Genomic DNA, 18,437 nt, shown 5'->3' on the forward strand with positions numbered 1-18,437 from the left:
CGAACCCACTCGCGAACCCCCGCTTTGCGCACCCACCCCCCGCTCCATCCCTTGCCACCGACCCCGGAGTCGAGTCGATGAGACGAACCACCCCCCACCGCCGCAAGCTGATAGCCGCAGGATCAGCCCTCGCCCTGGTCTGCGCGCTCGCCGCGTCCGCGACCAGCGTCGCGGCCTCCGCCAAGGACACCGCCGCCCCGGCGGCCAGCAGCACGCCGATCTACCTGAACACCAGCTATCCCTTCGAGGCGCGCGCCGCGGACCTGGTCTCGCGCATGACGCTGGCGGAGAAGGCGGCGCAGCTGAACACCACCAGCGCGCCGGCGATCCCGCGCCTGGGCGTGCAGCAGTACACGTACCAGGCCGAGGCCCAGCACGGCATCAACTACCTGGGCGGCGACCAGAACAGCGGCAGCGTCGCGGGCAACCCGCCGGTCGCGACCAGCTTCCCGACGAACTTCGCCTCCTCGATGTCCTGGGATCCGGCGCTGGTCTACCAGGAGACGACCGCGGTCTCCGACGAGGCGCGCGGCTTGGTGGACAAGTCGCTGTTCGGCACCGGACAGAACAACCTCGGTCCCTCGGCGAGCGACTACGGCTCGCTGACGTTCTGGGCGCCGACGGTCAACCTGGACCGGGACCCGCGCTGGGGTCGCACCGACGAGGCGTTCGGTGAGGACCCGTACCTGGTCGGGCAGATGGCCGGGGCGTTCGTCAACGGCTTCCAGGGCAACTCGATGACCGGGCAGTCGCTGGACGGCTACCTCAAGGCCGCCGCGACCGCCAAGCACTACGCGCTGAACGACGTGGAGCAGAACCGCACCGGCATCTCCTCCAACGTCAGCGACACCGACCTGCGCGACTACTACACCAAGCAGTTCGCGGACCTGATCGAGAACTCGCATGTCGCGGGTCTGATGACCTCCTACAACGCGATCAACGGCACGCCCTCGGTCGCCGACACCTACACCGCCAACCAGCTCGCGCAGCGCACGTACGGCTTCAACGGCTACGTGACCTCCGACTGCGGCGCGGTCGGCACGGCCTACCGCAACTTCCCCGCCGGCCACGCCTGGGCTCCCCCGGGCTGGACCACCGACGGCGGCGACACGAACTCGATCTGGACCAACACCTCCACCGGCGCGAAGATCTCCGGCGCGGCCGGCGGCGAGGCGTACTCGCTGCGCGCCGGCACGCAGGTGAACTGCGGCGGCGACGAGTTCTCGCTGCAGAACATCCAGGCGGCGATCAGCGCCGGGATCCTGTCGGAGGGCGTCATCGACTCCGACCTGACCAAGCTGTTCACGATCCGCATGGAGACCGGCGAGTTCGACCCGGCTTCGAAGGTTCCTTACACCAGCATCACCAAGGCGCAGATCCAGAGCCCGGCGCACCAGGCGCTGGCCACCAGCGTCGCGGACAACTCGCTGGTCCTGCTGAAGAACGCCAATGTCTCCGGTACCAGCGCGCCGCTGCTGCCGGCCAGCGCGAGCAAGCTGGCCAACGTCGTCATCCTCGGCGACATGGCCAACCAGGTGACCCTCGGCGACTACTCCGGCGCGCCGTCGCTGCAGGTGAACGCGGTGCAGGGGTTGACCACCGCGATCAAGGCGGCGAACCCGAGCGCGAACATCCTCTTCGACGCCGCCGGGACCTCCAGCACCACGACCTCGGCGGCGACGCTGAGCAGCGCGACGCAGGCCGCGATCAAGAAGGCCGACCTGGTCGTGATGTTCGTCGGCACCAACCAGAACAACGCCCAGGAGGGCAACGACCGCACCACGCTGAACATGCCGGGCAACTACGACTCGCTGATCACCCAGACCACGGCGCTGGGCAACCCGAAGACCGCGCTGGTCGTGCAGTCCGACGGCCCGGTGAAGATCAGCGACGTGCAGGGCAGCGTGCCGGCGGTCGTGTTCAGCGGCTACAACGGCGAGAGCCAGGGCACGGCGCTGGCCGACGTGCTGCTCGGCAAGCAGAACCCGAGCGGGCACCTGAACTTCACCTGGTACGCCGACGACTCGCAGCTTCCGGCGATGTCGAACTACGGTCTGACCCCGGGCGACACCAGCGGGCTCGGCCGGACCTACCAGTACTTCACCGGCACGCCGACCTACCCGTTCGGCTACGGCCTGAGCTACTCGGCCTTCACCTACTCCGCCGCGACCGTCGACAACGCCAGCCCGAACGCTGACGGCACGGTCAACGTCAGCTTCAAGGTCACCAACTCCGGCAGCACCGCGGGGGCGACCGTGGCGCAGCTGTACGCCGCGACGCAGTTCACGGAGTCCGGGGTGCAGCTGCCGACCAAGCGGCTGGTGGGCTTCCAGAAGACCGGCGTCCTGAACCCCGGCGCCGCGCAGCAGATCACGATTCCGGTGAAGATCAGCGACCTGTCGTTCTGGAACGCCACGACGATGAAGTCCGTGGTCTACGACGGCACGTACGCCCTGCAGGTCGGCGCCAGCGCCTCGGACATCCGGACCTCGGTGAACGTCGCGGTCTCCGGCGCCATCACGCCGAAGGTGCAGACCGTGACCGTGCAGCCGGAGAGCGTGGTCTACAACGCCGGCTCGACCATCGACCTGACCGGCAAGAACCAGTGGATCAAGGACGACACCACCGGCGTCGGCTCGGTCGCGCAGGGCCGGAACATGAGCGTGACGGCGGACAACGTCATCGAGGCCGTCAACAACGACCAGTCGTTCGTGAACCTGGCGGGCGCCTCGGTCAGCTACAGCAGCAGCGACCCGACGGTCGCGACCGTCACCAGCACCGGGCAGGTGCACGCGGTCGGCGACGGCACGGCGCTGATCAGCGTCACGGTCAACGGCGTCACCGGCACCGCGCCGATCGTGGTCCGGCACACGCTGAGCCTGGCCGCGCCGACGCTGATCACCGCGGGCGGCAGCGGCACGGCGACCACGACGTTCGTCAACGGCGGCACCGCTGCCGAGAGCAACGTCAATGTCGCACTGACTCTGCCTTCGGGCTGGAGCGCGCAGGCCACCACGCCTTCGTCGTTCGCCAGCGTCGCCGGCGGGCAGTCGGTGCAGACCACGTGGAAGGTGAACGCGCCGTCGGGCACGGCGGCGGGACCGTACGCGGTGTCGGCGCAGGCGACGTTGACCGGCAGCGGTCCGTACAGCGACTCCGGCACGATGAACATCGCCTACCCGTCGCTGAGCGCCGCGTTCAACAACGTCGGCACCACCGACGACGCCAGCACGGCGGCCGGCAACCTCGACGGCGGCGGGACGAGCTATTCGGCCCAGGCGCTGTCCGCGGCTGCCGGGATCGCGCCTGGAGCCACGCTCACCCACGACGGCGCGACGATCGTCTGGCCGAGTGCGGCGTCCGGGACCAAGAACGACATCGTGGCCTCCGGGCAGACGGTTCCGGTGTCCGGCTCGGGGACGACGCTGTCTATCGTGGGCACGTCGACGTACGGGTCCTCCTCCGGCAGCGGGACCATCATCTACACCGACGGCAGCACCCAGAATTACAGCCTGGGCTTCGCCGACTGGTGGTCGACGTCGGCGGCTCAGGGGACTGACTTCCTGGCGAAGCCGACCTACATCAACGGCGGCAACGGCAAGATCACGCAGGCGGTGAACCTCTCGTACGCGGCGATCCCGTTGCAGGCGGGCAAGACGGTGCAGGCCGTCGTGCTGCCGAACGTCAGCGCGAGCGCCGTGAGCGGTTCGGTCTCGATGCACATCTTCGCCGTGTCGGTGTCCGGCACCTCGGCGGGTTCGGTCGTCAGCCTGCGCTCGCACGCGAACAACGACATCGTGACCGCGGACAACGGCGGCACCTCGCCGCTGATCGCGAACCGGACCTCGGTCGGGCAGTGGGAGTCGTTCGACCTGATCACGAACTCCGACGGCAGCGTGAGCCTCCGGTCGCACGCGAACAACGACATCGTGACCGCCGACAACGCCGGTGCGGCGCCGCTGATCGCCAACCGGACCTCGATCGGGCCGTGGGAGGAGTTCGACCTGATCCACAACTCCGACGGCAGCGTCAGCTTCCGGTCGCACGCGAACAACGACATCGTGACCGCCGACAACGCCGGCGCGGCGCCGCTGATCGCTAACCGGACCGCGGTCGGCCCGTGGGAGGAGTTCGATCTGATCCACGACTGATCCGCGACGGAAATGCGACTGGTTCACGACTGAACCACGATGGATTCAGGACTGTTCCACGACTGATCCGCGATTCGTCGCCGACCGGGCCCGCGGAGTCTGCCTAGCGCAGACTCCGCGGGCCCGCGGTCGTACCATGTGATTCACCGAACCCAACCGGAGGAGAGCATCGTCGCCGCGCCGCCGAATCTGCGAGAAGAGGGCCGTTTGAGGGTCCTGCAAGTCTTGCTCGCCAGCACCACGACGAGCCGGCCCGAGCTGGTCCGGCTCACCGGACTGTCCCGGGCGACGGTGTCCGTCCTCGTCGCCGACCTGATCTCGGCCGGCTTGGTCGTGGAGGAGAACGGTGCGAACGGCTCGGGCGGTTCGAGCGGTTCGAGCGGTTCGGGCGGCTCGAGCGGCACCCCCGAGGCCGAGAGCCGCTCGATGGGACGCCCCGCGCTGCCGCTGGCGCTGAACCGCTCCGTCGCCTACGCCATCGGCGCGGACATCGGGCACGCGCACGTGCGCGTCGCGTTGTGCGACCTGCACGGCACGCCGGTGTGGGAGACCAGCCGGGCGAAAGAGGTGGACCGCGCGCCGCACGAGACCCTCGACCTCGCCGCCGACCTGGTCCGGCGCGCGCTGACCGAGAACGGCGTCTCCGGCGAGCGCGTCCTGGGCCTCGGCGTCGGCATCGCCGCCCCGGTGGACGCCGACGGCGCGCTGTCGGCCGAGGGCATCATGCCCGGCTGGACCGGCATCCGCCCCGGCCCGGAACTCGAGCGGCGCACCGGCCTGGCCACCGAGCTGACGAACGACGCGAACGCCGGGGCGCTCGCCGAGCACATGTACGGCGCCGGCCGCGACATCGAGGACATGGTCTACATCCGCCTGTCGGCCGGCATCGGCGCGGGCGTCATCGCCGCCGGCCGCCTGCAACGCGGCGCCGGCGGCCTGGCCGGCGAGATCGGCCACCTGCCCGCCGTCCGCGACGGCCTGGTCTGCCGCTGCGGCAACCGCGGCTGCCTGGAAACAATCGCCAGCCCGGTCGCAGTAGCCCGGCTCCTCCAAGACAGCTGGGGCGAGCCAGTCGCCCCCGGCGACCTGCCCGCACTCCTCGCCGCCGGAACCCCGGGCACCGCCCGAGTCGTGGAGGACACCGGCGAGGCAGTAGGCCGGGCACTCGCCGGACTGGTGACCCTGCTGAACCCGCGCCTGATCGTCGTCGGCGGCGACCTGGCAGCCATCGGCGAACCCTTGTTCGAGCCACTGCGCCGCGGCATCGCGCGCTACGCCCTCCCCTCCGCCGCACGCCAGGTCGCAGTGGTCGCCGGACGGCTCGGATCGAGCGCCGAGGTCCGCGGCGCCGCGGCGCGAGTGTTGGCGGGAGCAGCGCAGACGCTTGCGGTGATGAGCGGCGCGGAGGCGGCGGAGCTGCTGCCGTGACGACGGCTCGCGGGTGAGTCCACAGGTCCGCGACATCGCGGTGGTCGCCGGACGGCTCAGGTCGAGCGCGGAGGTGCGCGGCGCGGCAGCGCGGGTGTTGGTGGAGGCGGCGCGGAGGCGGCGGAGCTGCTGCCCTGACGGTGGCTCGCGGGTGAGTCCACAGGTCCACGACATCGCGGTGGTCGCCGGACGGCTCAGGTCGAGCGCGGAGGTGCGGGGCGCGGCGGCGCGGGGGCGGCGGAGCTGCTGCCGTGAGGGTGGCTCGCGGGTGAGTCCACAGCAGAATCGTGACTCGGAGTCGAAGCACGCACCAATCACCTGTTCGCGCAGCACGAAGCGCGGCGTGCTGCCAGCTGTCGTCTGACAGCACGCCGCGCGTGTCACCGAGCCTCAGGAGAACTGTGCAGGAGGCTGCGGTGAGACCCGAGCCTCTACTCCAGCGCGAACTTCTGTGCCGCGGTGCCGTTGCAGGTGTAGATCTGCAGCTGGGTGCCGTTGGCGGTGTTGCCGCTCGGGTCGTCGAGGCAGAGGCCTGATTGCGGGTTCAGGAGCGCGCCGTTGGACTGCTGCTGCCAGACCTGGCCGCCGACGCCGTTGCAGTCCCACAGCTCGACCTTGGTGCCGACCGCCGTGCCGTTGCCGGCGATGTCCAGGCAGCGGCCGAGGGTTTGCAGCGAGCCGTTGGCGTTGTGGTGCCAGTGCTGGTCGGCTGCGAAGGGTTGGCAGGTCCAGAGCTGGACGACGGTGAGGTTGCCGCCGTTGTCGTCGCCGGCGACGTCCACACACTGTTTGCCGGGGGCGTTGACCGTGCCGCCGCCGTTGACCGAGAACTGCTGCGCGGTGGTGCCGTTGCAGGTGTAGATCTGCAGCTGCGTGCCGTTGGCGGTGTTGCCGCTCGGGTCGTCGAGGCAGAGGCCTGATTGCGGGTTCAGCAGCGCGCCGTTGCTCTGCTGGATCCACTTCTGGCCGCCGACGCCGTTGCAGTCCCACAGCTCGACCTTCGTGCCGACCGCCGTGCCGTTGCCGTCGATGTCCAGGCAGCGGCCCAAGGTCTCCAGCGAGCCGTCGGTGTTGTGCGTCCAGCGCTGGTCGACGGCGCCGGACTGGCAGCCCCACAGGTTGACCCCGGTGAGGTCGCCGCCGCTGTCGTCGCCGATGACGTCGACGCACTGCCCGCCTGGCAGGGTGACGGTGCCGCCGGACGCCTGCGGGCTTCCGCCGCTGTTGCCGCTGTAGCCCTGCGCGACGATGTTCGCCTGCACGGCGGCGTCCGCCGAATCGCTCGGGACGCCGGCGGTCATCACGCCCTCGAAGAACGTGCCGATCGAGGCGTTGCTGTTGTCCCCGCCGGTGCCGAGGACGATGGCGCCCTCCAGCGACATCGGCGTGTAGCCGTTCGGCGGGAGCGAGCCGTTGTACCAGGTGGTCAAGCCTCCGGATTGGGAGTTGCCGCCTTCGATCTCGAAGGTGGTCTGGTTGTTGCTCTTGAGCATCGCGGTCACGAACTGGCTGTTGTTGCCGGTGTTCGACGGGTTCGCGCCGGCACCCTGATACAGGCCGTTCTCCAGGTCGCCGGTGATCCACGGCCCGGTGCCGTTGCACGGGGAGGACCAGCAGCTGGTCCCGAGGTTCACCGCCTCCATGTGGCCGTTGCCGTTGTCGCGGTTGTTGGTCTCGGCGTTGCCGTAGTCGAAGCAGCAGCCGCCGTTGACGTGCGTGCCGCTGGCGACCATGTAAGCACCCTGCGGCTGGTGGCCGGTCGGGATCGCCGAGGTGTTGTCGTCGCGGTAGCCGACGCCGGGACCGACGTACACGCCGTACGCCTTGTTCCCGTTGACGACGATGTGCGCGGCGTTGGCGTTCGCGGCGACGTCGGCGTTCGGGTTGGCGCCGCCCCCGCCCTCGATCGTCAGGTTGTTGTGCTGCGGCGACTGGTCGTAGACGACCGTGATCGTGCACGCGGTCTGCACGCAGAACGTGTCCTGCGCGTCAGAGTTCGCAGACCCGCCGGCGGAGGTCACGCCGATGTTCGTGGTGGCACCGTCGGATGCACGCCGGACCTGGTAGAGCGGTCCGTTGTAGGACGCGTACAGCGCTCGGACCGTGCTGTGCGCCGCCACACACGGGGTACCCGCGGAGGCGTAGATGTCGCAGGGCCCTTGCGAGCCCGCGGCCTGGGCGGCGCCCGGACCGGTGGTGAGGACGCCGAGGATGAGGACCACGACCGCGCCGATCGACATCGCGAGGCGACGCCACAGGCGCGAGCCGGACTCGACGCGCTGATCGGTGAGGCGGGCAGGTGGAGATGAACGCATGGGCGATGCTCCCTGGGGACGGGGATACACGTAGCCTTACTACCGCCCGGCCGGTCGGCGGCGCGCGCGGGCAGGACACCCTGAGGGTGTGGGTCGGCGTCCGAACAGGCACGGTACGACCAGCGTTGCTTTCCGTCAATAAGTGCTCTGTTTTGTAGATCAGTGTGCGTATCCCTGCGAATCCGTCAGCCCCAAGACGTTGACGGAAGGCGCCGAGGTTTCCATACTCTGAGGCGACCCACGTTTCGTAAACGTTTCCGGAACCACGCGTCCGGTAACGCCCCGCACCTCCCCCACAATCGGTGCACCACCGCTCCCGAGGAGCGCCCCATGATGAATCGCAGAAAGCTGCTGTCCTCCGCCGTCGCCCTCGGCGGCTCCGCACTGGGCCTGGGCACCGGCGCCCTGGCCTGGCGGGCTTCGGCGACCACCCCCACCTTGCAGGTCGCCCTGCAGAACACCACGACGTCGAACCAGGTCTACGCCTACGTCACGGGCCAGGCGATCGACAACAACAATGCCCTGATGCTCTTGGAGGCCGACGGGCACACGGTCTACTACCCGACCTCGCCGAGTTCGACCGGCTCCCCGCTGGCCGCGGACTGCGCGATCCGGCTCGGCGCGCCGGGCAGCACCACCACGATCACCATCCCGCACATCGCCGGCGGCCGGATCTGGTTCGCCATCGGAGCGCCGCTGACCTTCCTGCTCAACCCGGGACCGGGTCTGGTCGAGCCCTCCGTGAGCAACCAGTCGGACCCCAACATCAACATCCGCTGGGACTTCTGCGAGTTCACGTACAACGCCGCGCAGATGTTCGCCAACATCAGCTACGTCGACTTCGTCTCGATCCCGATCTCGCTGGCGCTGACCAACGGCTCCGGCGCCACGCAGACCGTCAGCGGCCTGCCGACCAACGGTCTGGACACGGTCTGCTCGAACCTGAACGCCCAGCACGCCGCGGACGGCGCCGGCTGGAACCAGCTGGTCGTCACCTCCGGCGGCGCCAATTTGCGCGCGCTGAGCCCGAACAACGGCATCGTGATCAACAACTCGCTGTTCTCGGGGTACTACCAGCCCTACGTGGACCAGGTGTGGTCCAAATACTCGAGCCAGGCGCTGGCCGTGGACACCCAGGCCTCCTGGGGCACCGTCAACGGCCAGGTCTCCGGCGGGACGTTGACCTTCCCGGGGCTGGGAAGCTTCGCCAAACCCTCGGCCGCCGACATCTTCAGCTGCAGCACCGGGCCGTTCGCCAACACCGCCGGCGCGATGGGCCCGCTGGTCGCCCGCATCAGCGCCGCCTTCAATCGCAGCACCCTGCTGATCGACGCCACCCAGCCCGACGGCGAGAACCCCGCGAACTACTACAAGAACGCGATCACCAACCACTACTCGCGGATCGCGCACGCGGCGAACCTGGACAGCCGCGGCTACGGCTTCCCCTACGACGACGTGGCGCCCAACGGCGGCGCCGACCAGTCCGGCGCGGTCTCCGACGGCAACCCGACGCTGCTGACGGTGGCCGTCGGCGGCGGCACGGCCACCGGCCCGGGCGGCGGCGGACCGAGTCAGCCGTCGAGCCCGAGCAGCACCGGCGGCGGAGGCGGCGGCACGGTCAGCGCCTTCACCACGATCCAGGCGGCGAGCTACAGCTCGCACAACGGCACGCAGAACGAGACCACCAGCGACACCGGCGGCGGCCAGGACGTCGGCTGGATCGGAGGAGGCGACTGGCTCGCCTACGCCAACGTCGACTTCGGCAGCGCGGGCGCGACGCAGTTCAAGGCCCGGGTCGCCTCCGGCGCCGCGGCAGGTGTCAGCGGTCTGATCAAGGTCGCGCTGGACAGCCCGACGGCTGCGCCGGTCGGCAGCTTCGCCGTCGGCAACACCGGCGGCTGGCAGACCTGGCAGACCGTGCCGGCCAACATCAGCAAGGTCACCGGAAAGCACACGGTCTACCTGGTGTTCTCCAGCGGCCAGCCCGCCGACTTCGTGAACGTGCACTGGTTCACCTTCAGCCAGACCTGATCACCCGTCCCCGTCCCGGGAGGTGCTTCGTCGTGCGCAGAATCCTGATCCTCCTCACAGCTCTGGTCACGGCGCTGGTACCGCTGCTCGCCATGGCGCCGCCGCGTGCGAACGCGGCGAGCGCCGTGTGCGCGCTGTACTGCGACACGCGTGATCCCTCGCTGGCGCAGCAGGAGACGTTCCCGACCCCGAACGTCTCCGAGAACGGCCGCGTGATCGCATTGCACGTGGACGACGTCGACGGCATGGCCTGGGCCAGCATCGACAACGGCCGGCTGAACGACTCGGTCTGGATCGACCGGTCGTGGGACGCCGGCAGCAGCTGGGACGGCTTGTTGGGCAAGGCGTGGATCCCGAGCTCGTGGACCGGTACACGGACCCTGATGTACAACATGTACGACCCCTCCGACCACCGCCGCGCGGTGGTGCGTGCCTGCGGCGACGCCAGCGGGGTGGTGTGTACGAACTGGGTCCACCTGCCGGTGTGCGCGGCGCGGTGTGACGGCGCCGATTCCAGGACCTCGGTCGGGAACACCTCACCGGTCCCCGACGCCACGCTGTCCGGGCGCGACATCGCGCTGCACGTCGACTCCGGCGGCATGGCCTGGGCTTCGATCGCCGGCGGAGCGCCCGGCGACGAGGTGTGGCTGGACCGGTCGTGGGACGGCGGCGCGACGTGGCCGGACGGCTCGAGCAAGGGCCGGGTGAGCGTGCCGTCGGGGGCGTCCGGTACTCAGACTATTGAGATCAACATCGACGATCCGTTGGGCCGGCTGGCCGGGGGCGCCGTGCGCGCCTGCGGGCGTGCGGTGACCGGGCAGAACGGCAGCTGCACGGCGTGGGCGCGCGCCGCCGCGGTCCCGGCGAAGGCTGCCGCCGACGCGCTGATGTGGTCTTATGACCCCTCCAACGCATGGTGGCCGTCGAGCTGGTGGAATTCGGCGGTCGCACTGACGTCGGTGATCGACTACACGCGCGGCTCGGGCGATACGGCATACGAGTGGATCGTCGACCGCACGTTCCAGGTGAACAAGGTCGCCTTCCCGGCCGGCGCGCGCAGCTCGGACCCCATCCAGGGCGACTTCATCAGCCAGGCGACCGACGACACCGAGTGGTGGGCGCTGGCGTGGATCGACGCGTACGACCTGACGGGGAATCGGACGTACCTGAACGAGGCCGTCACCATCACGAACCATGTCAGTTCCCTGTGGAACACCAGCACCTGCGGCGGCGGCGTGTGGTGGAACACGCAGAAGACGTACAAGAACGCGGTGACCAATGCGCTGTATGTGGATCTGACCGCCGCGCTGCACAACCGCATCGCGGGCGACACGGCGTGGCTGGCGCGGGCGACGACGTCCTGGAACTGGTTCCGCTCCAGCGGACTGATCAACGGCTCGGGTCTGGTCAACGACGGCCTGACGAACGCGTGCACGAACAACGGCCAGACGGTCTGGACGTACAACCAAGGGCTGGCCATCGGCGCGGCGCAGGAGATGTACCGCGCGACCGGCGACAGCGGCGACCTGAGCGAGGCGCGCCACCTCGCCGACTCGGCGGTGCACTCCCCCACACTGGTGACGAACGGGCTGCTCACGGAGTCGTGCGATGCGCTGACCGCCACCTGCGACGACAACCAGAAGCAGTTCAAGGGGATCTTCATGCGCTTCCTGGGCGAGCTGAACGCCGACGCGTCGGTCGGTGGCGCGTACAGCACGTTCATCCAGGCGCAGACGTCGTCGCTGTGGAACGCGGACCGGAACTCGCTCAACCAGCTCGGGGAGCGATGGTCGGGGCAGGGCTCGGGGACGAATCCGAATGTGAGCGATTGGCGGACGCAAGCGAGCGGGTTGGAGGCGCTGGACGCGGGGGTTTGAGCCATCCCCGTCTCCATCCCCGTCTCGATCCCCGTCCAGCGCGCGGCCGATCCGTCGCGCCGGTAGGTTGCCGGTGTGCGACCACCAAGCGAGCAAGCGCCGGCTGCCTCTGATCTCGCCGCGATGGACCGGGTCTTGTGCGACTGTCGGGCGTGTCCGCGGCTGGTGGCGTGGCGGGAGGAGGTCGGGCGCGTCAAGCGCAAGGCGTTCGCCGAGCAGACGTACTGGTCGCGTCCCATTCCCGGCTTCGGTCCGGCTGATGCGCGGCTGCTGATCGTCGGGCTCGCACCGGCGGCGCACGGCGGCAACCGGACCGGGCGGATGTTCACCGGCGACCGGTCCGGCGACATCCTCGTCGAGGCGCTGCACGCGCTCGGGCTGGCGAACCAGCCGACGTCGGTCTCCGCGACCGACGGGCTGGAGCTGCTGGGCGTCCGGTTCACCGCGCCGGTGCACTGCGCGCCGCCCGACAACAAGCCGACGCCCGAGGAGCGCGATACCTGTCGTCCGTGGCTGGTGCGTGAGCTGGAGCTGATGCGTCCGAGCGTGCGGGCGATGGTGGTGCTCGGCGCGTTCGGTTGGCAGGCGCTGTTCCCGGCCATCGCCGCCGCGGGCAGTTGGACCGTGCCGAAGCCTCGCCCCGTATTCGGTCACGGAGTGCGGGTCGAACTCGCTTCGGCCGACGGCGGTGCGCCGCTCGCGATCCGTGGCTGCTACCACGTCAGCCAGCAGAACACCTTCACCGGACGGCTCACGCCGGCGATGCTGCGCGACGTGATCGGGGCGGCTGCGGCGGAGGCCGGTCTGTAGGCGTTACGTGCGCGGCGGCAGCTGGTCGCGGATCGGCGTCACCGGCGGCATCACGAAGTCGCGGCGCAGGTGGTTGCCGCCGTCGACGACCAGGGTGTGGCCGGTGAGGAAGGCCGCGAACGGCGAGCAGAGGTACGTGGCGGCCCAGCCGAGCTCGTGGCGGCGTCCGGTGCGGAAGGCCGGTTGGCGGCGGGCGTCGATGGCGGCTTGATCATTGCCGGTAGCAGTATCTCCGTCGCCATGTGGCGGCTGGGCTCGCAGAACTTTGAGATCCTCGCGCATGTCCTCGTGCGGGAACAGCCCGGGCGCCAGCGCGTTGACGCGGATGCCCTCCGGTCCCCACTCCACCGCGAGGGACTTCGTCAGGTTGCCGACGCCGGCTTTGGCCGCTGCGGCGTGCGCCATGCCGGGTCCGCCGGTGAAGGCCTGCGTCGCCAGGATGTTGAGGATCACGCCGGGGCTCTGGCGCTCGGCGCAGCGGCGGTGGAGCTCGTGCGAGCACAGGAAGGTGCCGTCGAGGACGATGTCGGTCACCGCGCGCCAGCCGTTCGGCGACAGGTCGGCGGCGGCCACCGGGAAGTTGGCGGCGGCGTTGTTGACCAGGACCGTCACCGGCCCGAGCGCCTCCTCGACCGCGTCGAACGCACCGCGGATCGCCTCCGGATCGCGTACGTCGCACGGCACGCCGACCGCCTCGCCGCCCACCGACCGCACCTCGGCGACCCCCCGCTCCCGATGCGCGGCATCGCGGCTGGCGATCCCCACGGCGGCGCCGCATCGGGCGAACTCCACCGCCATCGCGCGGCCCAATCCCGTCCCGCCGCCGGTGACGAACACAGTGACGCCGGCGAACGTGCCGGGCGGCAGCATCGCCGTACCGAGCGGCGGCGGTTCGGGCAGGCCGGGATACATGCGGACTCCTTCAGTCACTCCGGACGCACATGATGTTCAGGCATGGGGACCCGCCTCGACCTCGCCGAGCACCAGCTCCGAGGCCAGATCCAAGATCTCTGCGACGCGCGCCACCTGCTGCTCGAGTGCGGCGCTGTGTGCGCGGTTCAGCGTGCGGAACGCCTCGACCGTGACGGTCGCCCGGCGTCCGGAGCGGCGCAGATGCCAGATCCCCGCGACGACGCCGTCCACCAGCAGGATCGGGCGGTTGCCCGCCTGACCCCGGGTCAGGGCACGCTCGGCGGCGCGTCCGGGGAAAAGCTGGTCGCGGGGTTGACCGGCGACGCCGTACGCATCGAAGTAGGGAAGCAGCCGGACACCCGCCGGTTCGGTGTCTTCGAAAGCGGTATCCCCGGCTGCTACCCAGGCGGAGGCGCCATCGAAATCGACCTCTTCAATACTCCCGGCGCTCGCCAACCGCGCGAACACCTCTGCGCCCCACGCCGGCGTCCCCCCGAACCACTTGGCGAACTGCGGCGGCGTCGCCGGGCCGTAGGACCACAGGTAGTCGCCGACCACGGTCGCCAGCGCATCGTCCGCGGCCGCGGGCTTCACATCAGGATTCGTATACGTGACCTTCCGACCGCGTCCCGCCCCGAAGCAGAGCACACCCCGATGCGCGGCCATCCCCATCGCCTGCCGCCAGCGCGGCCACATCGTCTGGAACGCGGGCATCACTTCCTCGACCGCCCACGGCCCGGTCAGCTCGCCGACAGCCGCATCAAGCTCATCGACGGTCAGCTCGGTACCGGCGAGCGCCGTCCCGACAGCGGCGAGAACGGCATCAAGCTGATCAGGCGTCAGCCGCACATCGGCAGGAAAGCGCTCAACAATCGGCGGCAACGCCGACAACGCACCAAGCCAAGCACCCAACTCAGCAGTCGGCAGCAGATGAACGGTCCCCCGCGGCCCAAAAGTCTTGGTCAGACTCCGCTCACCCCACACCGCACCCCTGACATCCCCAGCCCTCGCCCCCACCATCCGCAACGCCACCGACAACTCAGCCGCCGACATGATCTGCGCATGCGCCCCCGCCATCGCCGCCACAGTCGCCGCTGGATCAGCTGCGGCTGCGGACATATCGGCGCCACCAGCCACCCGTGCCGCCCGCGCATCAGCAAGCCCTGCCGCAGCCGCAGGCCCAGCCATCGGATCCGCGCCGCCTAATGAAGCTGCCTGATCCGCGCCGCCCGCCGAAGCCGCCCTGCCCGTGCTGCCTGCTGAAGCTGCCTGATCCGCGCCGCCAACTGAAGCCGCACCGCCCGCCCTACTCGCACCGCCTGCCGAAGCCGCCTCACCCGCGCCGCCTGCTGTAGCCGCCCCGCCCGCACCGCTCGCCCTGCCCGCGCCGCCCGCCGCAGCCCCAGCCGCGCCAGACATCTGGCCGCCGCCCGCCAACCCAGCTCGTGCCAACCGCCGCGCCGAAACGCGTCGCCAGTCCACCGTCGTCGTTGCTGTGCTCATGGGACCAGTGTGCCGTCGGGTACTGACAACCCCCTCATATCTACTCACTTGCCCTCGAACTTCGCCGCGCGACGTGCTGCCTTGGCCGCGTAGCCGAGCGGTGCGTCCTCTGACACGAATGTCGTTGCTGCGAGGAGTGCTGTCTGTGCCATGGCCTCGGTCAGGCCGCGGTCGGCGAAGGTGTCCACCGAGCGCTTGATCGCCTGCACCGCCAGTGGGGCGTTCCCGGCTATCTCTCGCGCCAGCGCGTAGGCGGCGGGCAGCAGGTCCTCGGGGGCGACTACGTCCTGGAGCACGCCGATGCGGGCTGCGGTCGGTGCGTCGATGCGGCGGCCGGTGAGGGCTAGGAGTTTTGCCCAGCCGGTGCCTGCGTCGCGGGCTAGGCGGAGGTCGCCGCCGGCGTCGACGGCCATGCCGATGGTGGCTTCGGGGAGGGCGAAGATCGCGTCGGTGGCGGCTAGGCGGATGTCGCACATCAGCGCTAGTTCGAAGCCGAAGCCGAGGCAGTAGCCGTGGACGGCGGCGATGATGGGCTGCGGCAGGGTCGCGAAGGCGCGGAACTGCTCGTGCACCCAGCGCAGGCCCTCGGCGAAGTTGCGGGCGCGCTCCGCCTCCGAGCGGCCGGTGATGCGGTCCTCGGGCAGGCCGAGGTCGACGCCGGCGCAGAAGGCACGCCCCGAGCCGCGGAGGACCAGGACCCTGATGCTGTCGTCGAAACGCACCCGGGCCGCCAGTCGCGCCAGCTGCCGCGAGGCTTCCCAGCTCCAGGCGTTCAGCTTCTCGGGGCGGTCCAGGAGCAGGGTGGCCACGCCGTCGTCGCCGGTCTCCAGCCGGAGTTGCCATTCGTGCTCCGGCAGGGCCGGTTCGGTGCGGAACATGTCGTCGGGCTCCCATCTGACGGTATGTCAGATTACCCAACCGCATGTCGCCCTTGGAAGAGCGAAGCGAAGCACGAACCGCACCCTGCCGGAGCAGGCTCAGCGCACTAGCACCTCAGCGCCGGCACTCACAAAGCCAGCGCGGCCAGCGCCGGCACTCACAAAGCCAGCGCAGCCAGCGCCGCGTTGACGATCGCGCCGGGCACCAGGTCGTGCTGCGCGTACAGGTCCGCCACCGTCCCGGACTGCCCGAAGCTGTCCACACCCAGCGGCACCGCCGGGACGCCTACCGCCGAACCCAGCCACGCCATCGTGTGCGAGGCGGCGTCGTGCACCGTGACGATCGGCGCGCGCCCCGGGAACAGCTCCTTGAGCACCGAGGGCCGGCGCGGGCCGGAGGCGCTGCGGTAGTCCTGCTGCAGCGCGCTGCGCCAGCCGGTGTAGAGCCGGTCCAGGCTGGTCACGTCGACCACGTGCGCTGCGACGCCCTCGGAGGCCAGCTCGGCGGCGGCGGCCAGCACCTCGGGCAGCACCGCGCCGGAGGCGGCCAGGTGCACCACCGGCGCGCCGGCGTGCTCCAGCTCGGCGGCGACGTGCAGCCGGTAGCCGCCGGCCAGCACCTGCTCGCGCAGCCGCTCCTCGCCCACCCGCGCCAGTGCCGCCTCGAACGGCGCCTGGTCGATCGGCCGCGTGGTGAGCCGCAGGTAGGCCGAGGAGCCGGCCTCGCCGCGGCCCATCCGCGCCAGCGCGTCGCACAGCACCCAGTCCAACGCGCGGGTGTAGGCGGGCTCTGAGAACACCACGTTCGGCAGCTCCAGGCCGATCGAGGCGGTGATGGTCGACTGGTGCGCGCCGCCCTCGGGAGCCAGGGTGACGCCGGAGGGCGTGCCGGCGATGAGGAAGCGCGCGCCGGAGTACGTGCCGTAGATGAACGCGTCCAGGCCGCGGCAGACGAAGGGGTCGTACACCGTCCCGATCGGCAGCAGCGGCTGGTCCGACAGGTCCCAGGCCAGCCCGAGCTGGCCCAGCAGCAGGAACAGGTTCATCTCGGAGATGCCCAGCTCGATGTGCTGCCCGGACGGGGACTCGCTCCAACGGACCGGGGAGTCGGCGGCGGTGTAGTTCCGCACCTCGGCGGGGGCGAAGACGCCGAACTTGTTGATGAACCCGGCCAGGTTGGTCGAGGTCGCCACGTCCGGCGCCGTGGTCACCAGGTGCCGCGCCACCTCCGGGGTGCGCGCGAGGCCCGAGACCAGGCGTCCGAAGGCCTCCTGCGTCGAGGTCGGCTTGGCCGGGGAACGGGTCTCGACCTGCACCGGGACCGGGATCGCCGGGTGCGCGGTGGGCTGCGGACGCTTCAAGAGCCCGGTCCGCGCGGCGACCAGGCGGCCGGCGGCGGTGTCCGGGGACAGGCGGTCCCACTCGGTCGCCTCGGTCAGGCCCTGCGCGGCGCGCAGAGCGGCGACCTGCTCGGTGCTCAGCAGCGCCGAGTGGTTGCGGGGGTTGCCGGCGATCGGCAGTCCCCAGCCCTTGACGGTGTAGGCGAAGACCACGCTCGGGCGGTCGGTGACGGCGTCGCACGCGGCGTAGGCGTCGAGCATCGCGACCAGGTCGTGCCCGCCGAGGTCGGTGAGCAGGACGCCGAGGTCGTCGTCGGGCACGACCGAGAGCACCGAGGCGACCTCCGCGGGAGCGCCTTCCAGGAACGCCGAGCGCAGGCGCGCGCCGTCCAGGCCGAACAGCGACTGGTAGCGCTCGTTCGGCATGGCGTCGATCCACGCCTTCAGCGCCGCGCCGCCGGGCCGGTCGAACACCGCCTGAAGGCGGCGGCCGTACTTGACCTCGACCACGTGCCAGCCCGCGGCCTCGAACTGCAGGCGCAGCTGGCCCTCGCGGATGCCGGGGACCACGCGGTCCAGGGACTGCCGGTTGAAGTCGACGATCCACATGACCTCGCCCAGACCCGCGCACGCCGGGTCGGCGATGGCCTCCCAGACGTTGCCCTCGTCCAGTTCGGCGTCGCCGAGCAGCGCCACGAAGCGGGAGCGGGGGCGGGCGCCGAAGTGCGCGTCGACGTAGCGGCGCGCGGCGGCGGCGAACAGCGGCGCCGCCGGGCCCAGGCCGACCGAGCCGGTGGAGAAGTCCACGCGGTCGGGGTCCTTGGTGCGGCTGGGGTAGGACTGCAGGCCGCCGAAGGCGCGCAGCTGCGTGAGGTAGGAGCGGTCCAGCTCGCCGAGCAGGTACTGGATGGCGTGGAAGACCGGGGAGGCGTGCGGCTTGACCGAGACCTTGTCGTCCGGGCCGAGGTGGTGGAAGTACAGCGCGGTCATCGCGGTGACCAGCGAGGCCGAGGAGGCCTGGTGGCCGCCGACCTTGACGCCGTCGCCGGTGGCGCGGTCGTGGTTGGCGGCGTCGACGATCCGGGTGGCCAGCCACAGGACGCGCTGCTGGATCTCGGTCAGAGAAGCCAGGTCGGCGGGTCCTGCCGGGTCGGCGGACGGGTCGATCGGGGGAACGGCTGCGGGCATGGCG

The 18,437-nt window shown here is 70.5% G+C and carries 10 protein-coding genes; 5 read left to right on the plus strand and 5 right to left on the minus strand.

What is annotated here, in order from left to right; translation table 11 throughout:
* Nucleotides 1–77 precede the first annotated feature (77 nt).
* Complete coding sequence (locus CACI_RS25820; protein WP_015793809.1) at nucleotides 78–4,151, plus strand: glycoside hydrolase family 3 C-terminal domain-containing protein; 4,074 nt, start codon at nucleotides 78–80, stop codon at nucleotides 4,149–4,151.
* A 207-nt stretch (nucleotides 4,152–4,358) separates the two neighbouring features.
* The gene (locus CACI_RS25825; protein WP_143765394.1) at nucleotides 4,359–5,579 is read left to right on the plus strand and encodes an ROK family transcriptional regulator; all 1,221 of its coding nucleotides are present in this window, start codon (nucleotides 4,359–4,361) and stop codon (nucleotides 5,577–5,579) included.
* A 431-nt stretch (nucleotides 5,580–6,010) separates the two neighbouring features.
* On the opposite strand, the gene CACI_RS25830 is transcribed toward CACI_RS25825, so the two are convergent.
* The gene (locus CACI_RS25830) at nucleotides 6,011–7,894 is read right to left on the minus strand and encodes an arabinofuranosidase catalytic domain-containing protein (protein ID WP_015793811.1); all 1,884 of its coding nucleotides are present in this window, start codon (nucleotides 7,892–7,894) and stop codon (nucleotides 6,011–6,013) included.
* A 330-nt stretch (nucleotides 7,895–8,224) separates the two neighbouring features.
* Between CACI_RS25830 and CACI_RS25835 the strand changes: the two genes are divergently transcribed.
* From CACI_RS25835 to CACI_RS25845, 3 genes are all read left to right on the plus strand, one after another.
* Nucleotides 8,225–9,925: a beta-1,3-glucanase family protein gene (locus CACI_RS25835; RefSeq protein ID WP_015793812.1), complete on the plus strand. Its 1,701-nt coding sequence runs from the start codon at nucleotides 8,225–8,227 to the stop codon at nucleotides 9,923–9,925.
* A gap of 32 nt (nucleotides 9,926–9,957) precedes the next feature.
* On the plus strand, nucleotides 9,958–11,802 hold the full coding sequence (locus tag CACI_RS25840) for a glycoside hydrolase family 76 protein (protein WP_015793813.1): 1,845 nt from the start codon (nucleotides 9,958–9,960) through the stop codon (nucleotides 11,800–11,802).
* A 123-nt stretch (nucleotides 11,803–11,925) separates the two neighbouring features.
* On the plus strand, nucleotides 11,926–12,612 hold the full coding sequence (locus CACI_RS25845) for a uracil-DNA glycosylase (RefSeq protein ID WP_049871708.1): 687 nt from the start codon (nucleotides 11,926–11,928) through the stop codon (nucleotides 12,610–12,612).
* Between the two features lie 3 nt (nucleotides 12,613–12,615).
* Here the strand turns inward: CACI_RS25845 and CACI_RS25850 are convergent, their stop codons facing one another.
* The 4 genes from CACI_RS25850 to CACI_RS25865 all read right to left on the minus strand — a co-directional run bounded on the left by CACI_RS25850 (nucleotide 12,616) and on the right by CACI_RS25865 (nucleotide 18,433).
* Complete coding sequence (locus CACI_RS25850; RefSeq protein ID WP_015793815.1) at nucleotides 12,616–13,524, minus strand: SDR family oxidoreductase; 909 nt, start codon at nucleotides 13,522–13,524, stop codon at nucleotides 12,616–12,618.
* Nucleotides 13,525–13,560: 36 nt separating this feature from the next.
* Entirely contained in the window at nucleotides 13,561–15,027 is a 1,467-nt protein-coding gene (locus CACI_RS25855; RefSeq protein ID WP_317623725.1) for a winged helix DNA-binding domain-containing protein, read from the minus strand.
* 44 nt (nucleotides 15,028–15,071) lie between these two features.
* Complete coding sequence (locus CACI_RS25860) at nucleotides 15,072–15,905, minus strand: enoyl-CoA hydratase/isomerase family protein (RefSeq protein WP_015793817.1); 834 nt, start codon at nucleotides 15,903–15,905, stop codon at nucleotides 15,072–15,074.
* Between the two features lie 158 nt (nucleotides 15,906–16,063).
* The gene (locus tag CACI_RS25865; protein ID WP_015793818.1) at nucleotides 16,064–18,433 is read right to left on the minus strand and encodes a transketolase-like TK C-terminal-containing protein; all 2,370 of its coding nucleotides are present in this window, start codon (nucleotides 18,431–18,433) and stop codon (nucleotides 16,064–16,066) included.
* Between the last annotated feature and the right edge of the window lie 4 nt (nucleotides 18,434–18,437).

Origin of the sequence: Catenulispora acidiphila DSM 44928, from assembly GCF_000024025.1 — a bacterium.
Lineage (GTDB): Bacteria > Actinomycetota > Actinomycetes > Streptomycetales > Catenulisporaceae > Catenulispora > Catenulispora acidiphila.

What these genes read in the sequence shown, in the direction of transcription:
- CACI_RS25820 (WP_015793809.1), top strand. Translation starts at nt 78, where the DNA reads ATGAGACGAACCACCCCCCACCGCCGCAAGCTGATAGCCGCAGGATCA.
- CACI_RS25830 (WP_015793811.1), bottom strand. Translation starts at nt 7,894, where the DNA reads ATGCGTTCATCTCCACCTGCCCGCCTCACCGATCAGCGCGTCGAGTCC.
- CACI_RS25835 (WP_015793812.1), top strand. Translation starts at nt 8,225, where the DNA reads ATGATGAATCGCAGAAAGCTGCTGTCCTCCGCCGTCGCCCTCGGCGGC.
- CACI_RS25845 (WP_049871708.1), top strand. Translation starts at nt 11,926, where the DNA reads ATGGACCGGGTCTTGTGCGACTGTCGGGCGTGTCCGCGGCTGGTGGCG.
- CACI_RS25850 (WP_015793815.1), bottom strand. Translation starts at nt 13,524, where the DNA reads ATGTATCCCGGCCTGCCCGAACCGCCGCCGCTCGGTACGGCGATGCTG.
- CACI_RS25855 (WP_317623725.1), bottom strand. Translation starts at nt 15,027, where the DNA reads ATGAGCACAGCAACGACGACGGTGGACTGGCGACGCGTTTCGGCGCGG.
- CACI_RS25860 (WP_015793817.1), bottom strand. Translation starts at nt 15,905, where the DNA reads ATGTTCCGCACCGAACCGGCCCTGCCGGAGCACGAATGGCAACTCCGG.
- CACI_RS25865 (WP_015793818.1), bottom strand. Translation starts at nt 18,433, where the DNA reads ATGCCCGCAGCCGTTCCCCCGATCGACCCGTCCGCCGACCCGGCAGGA.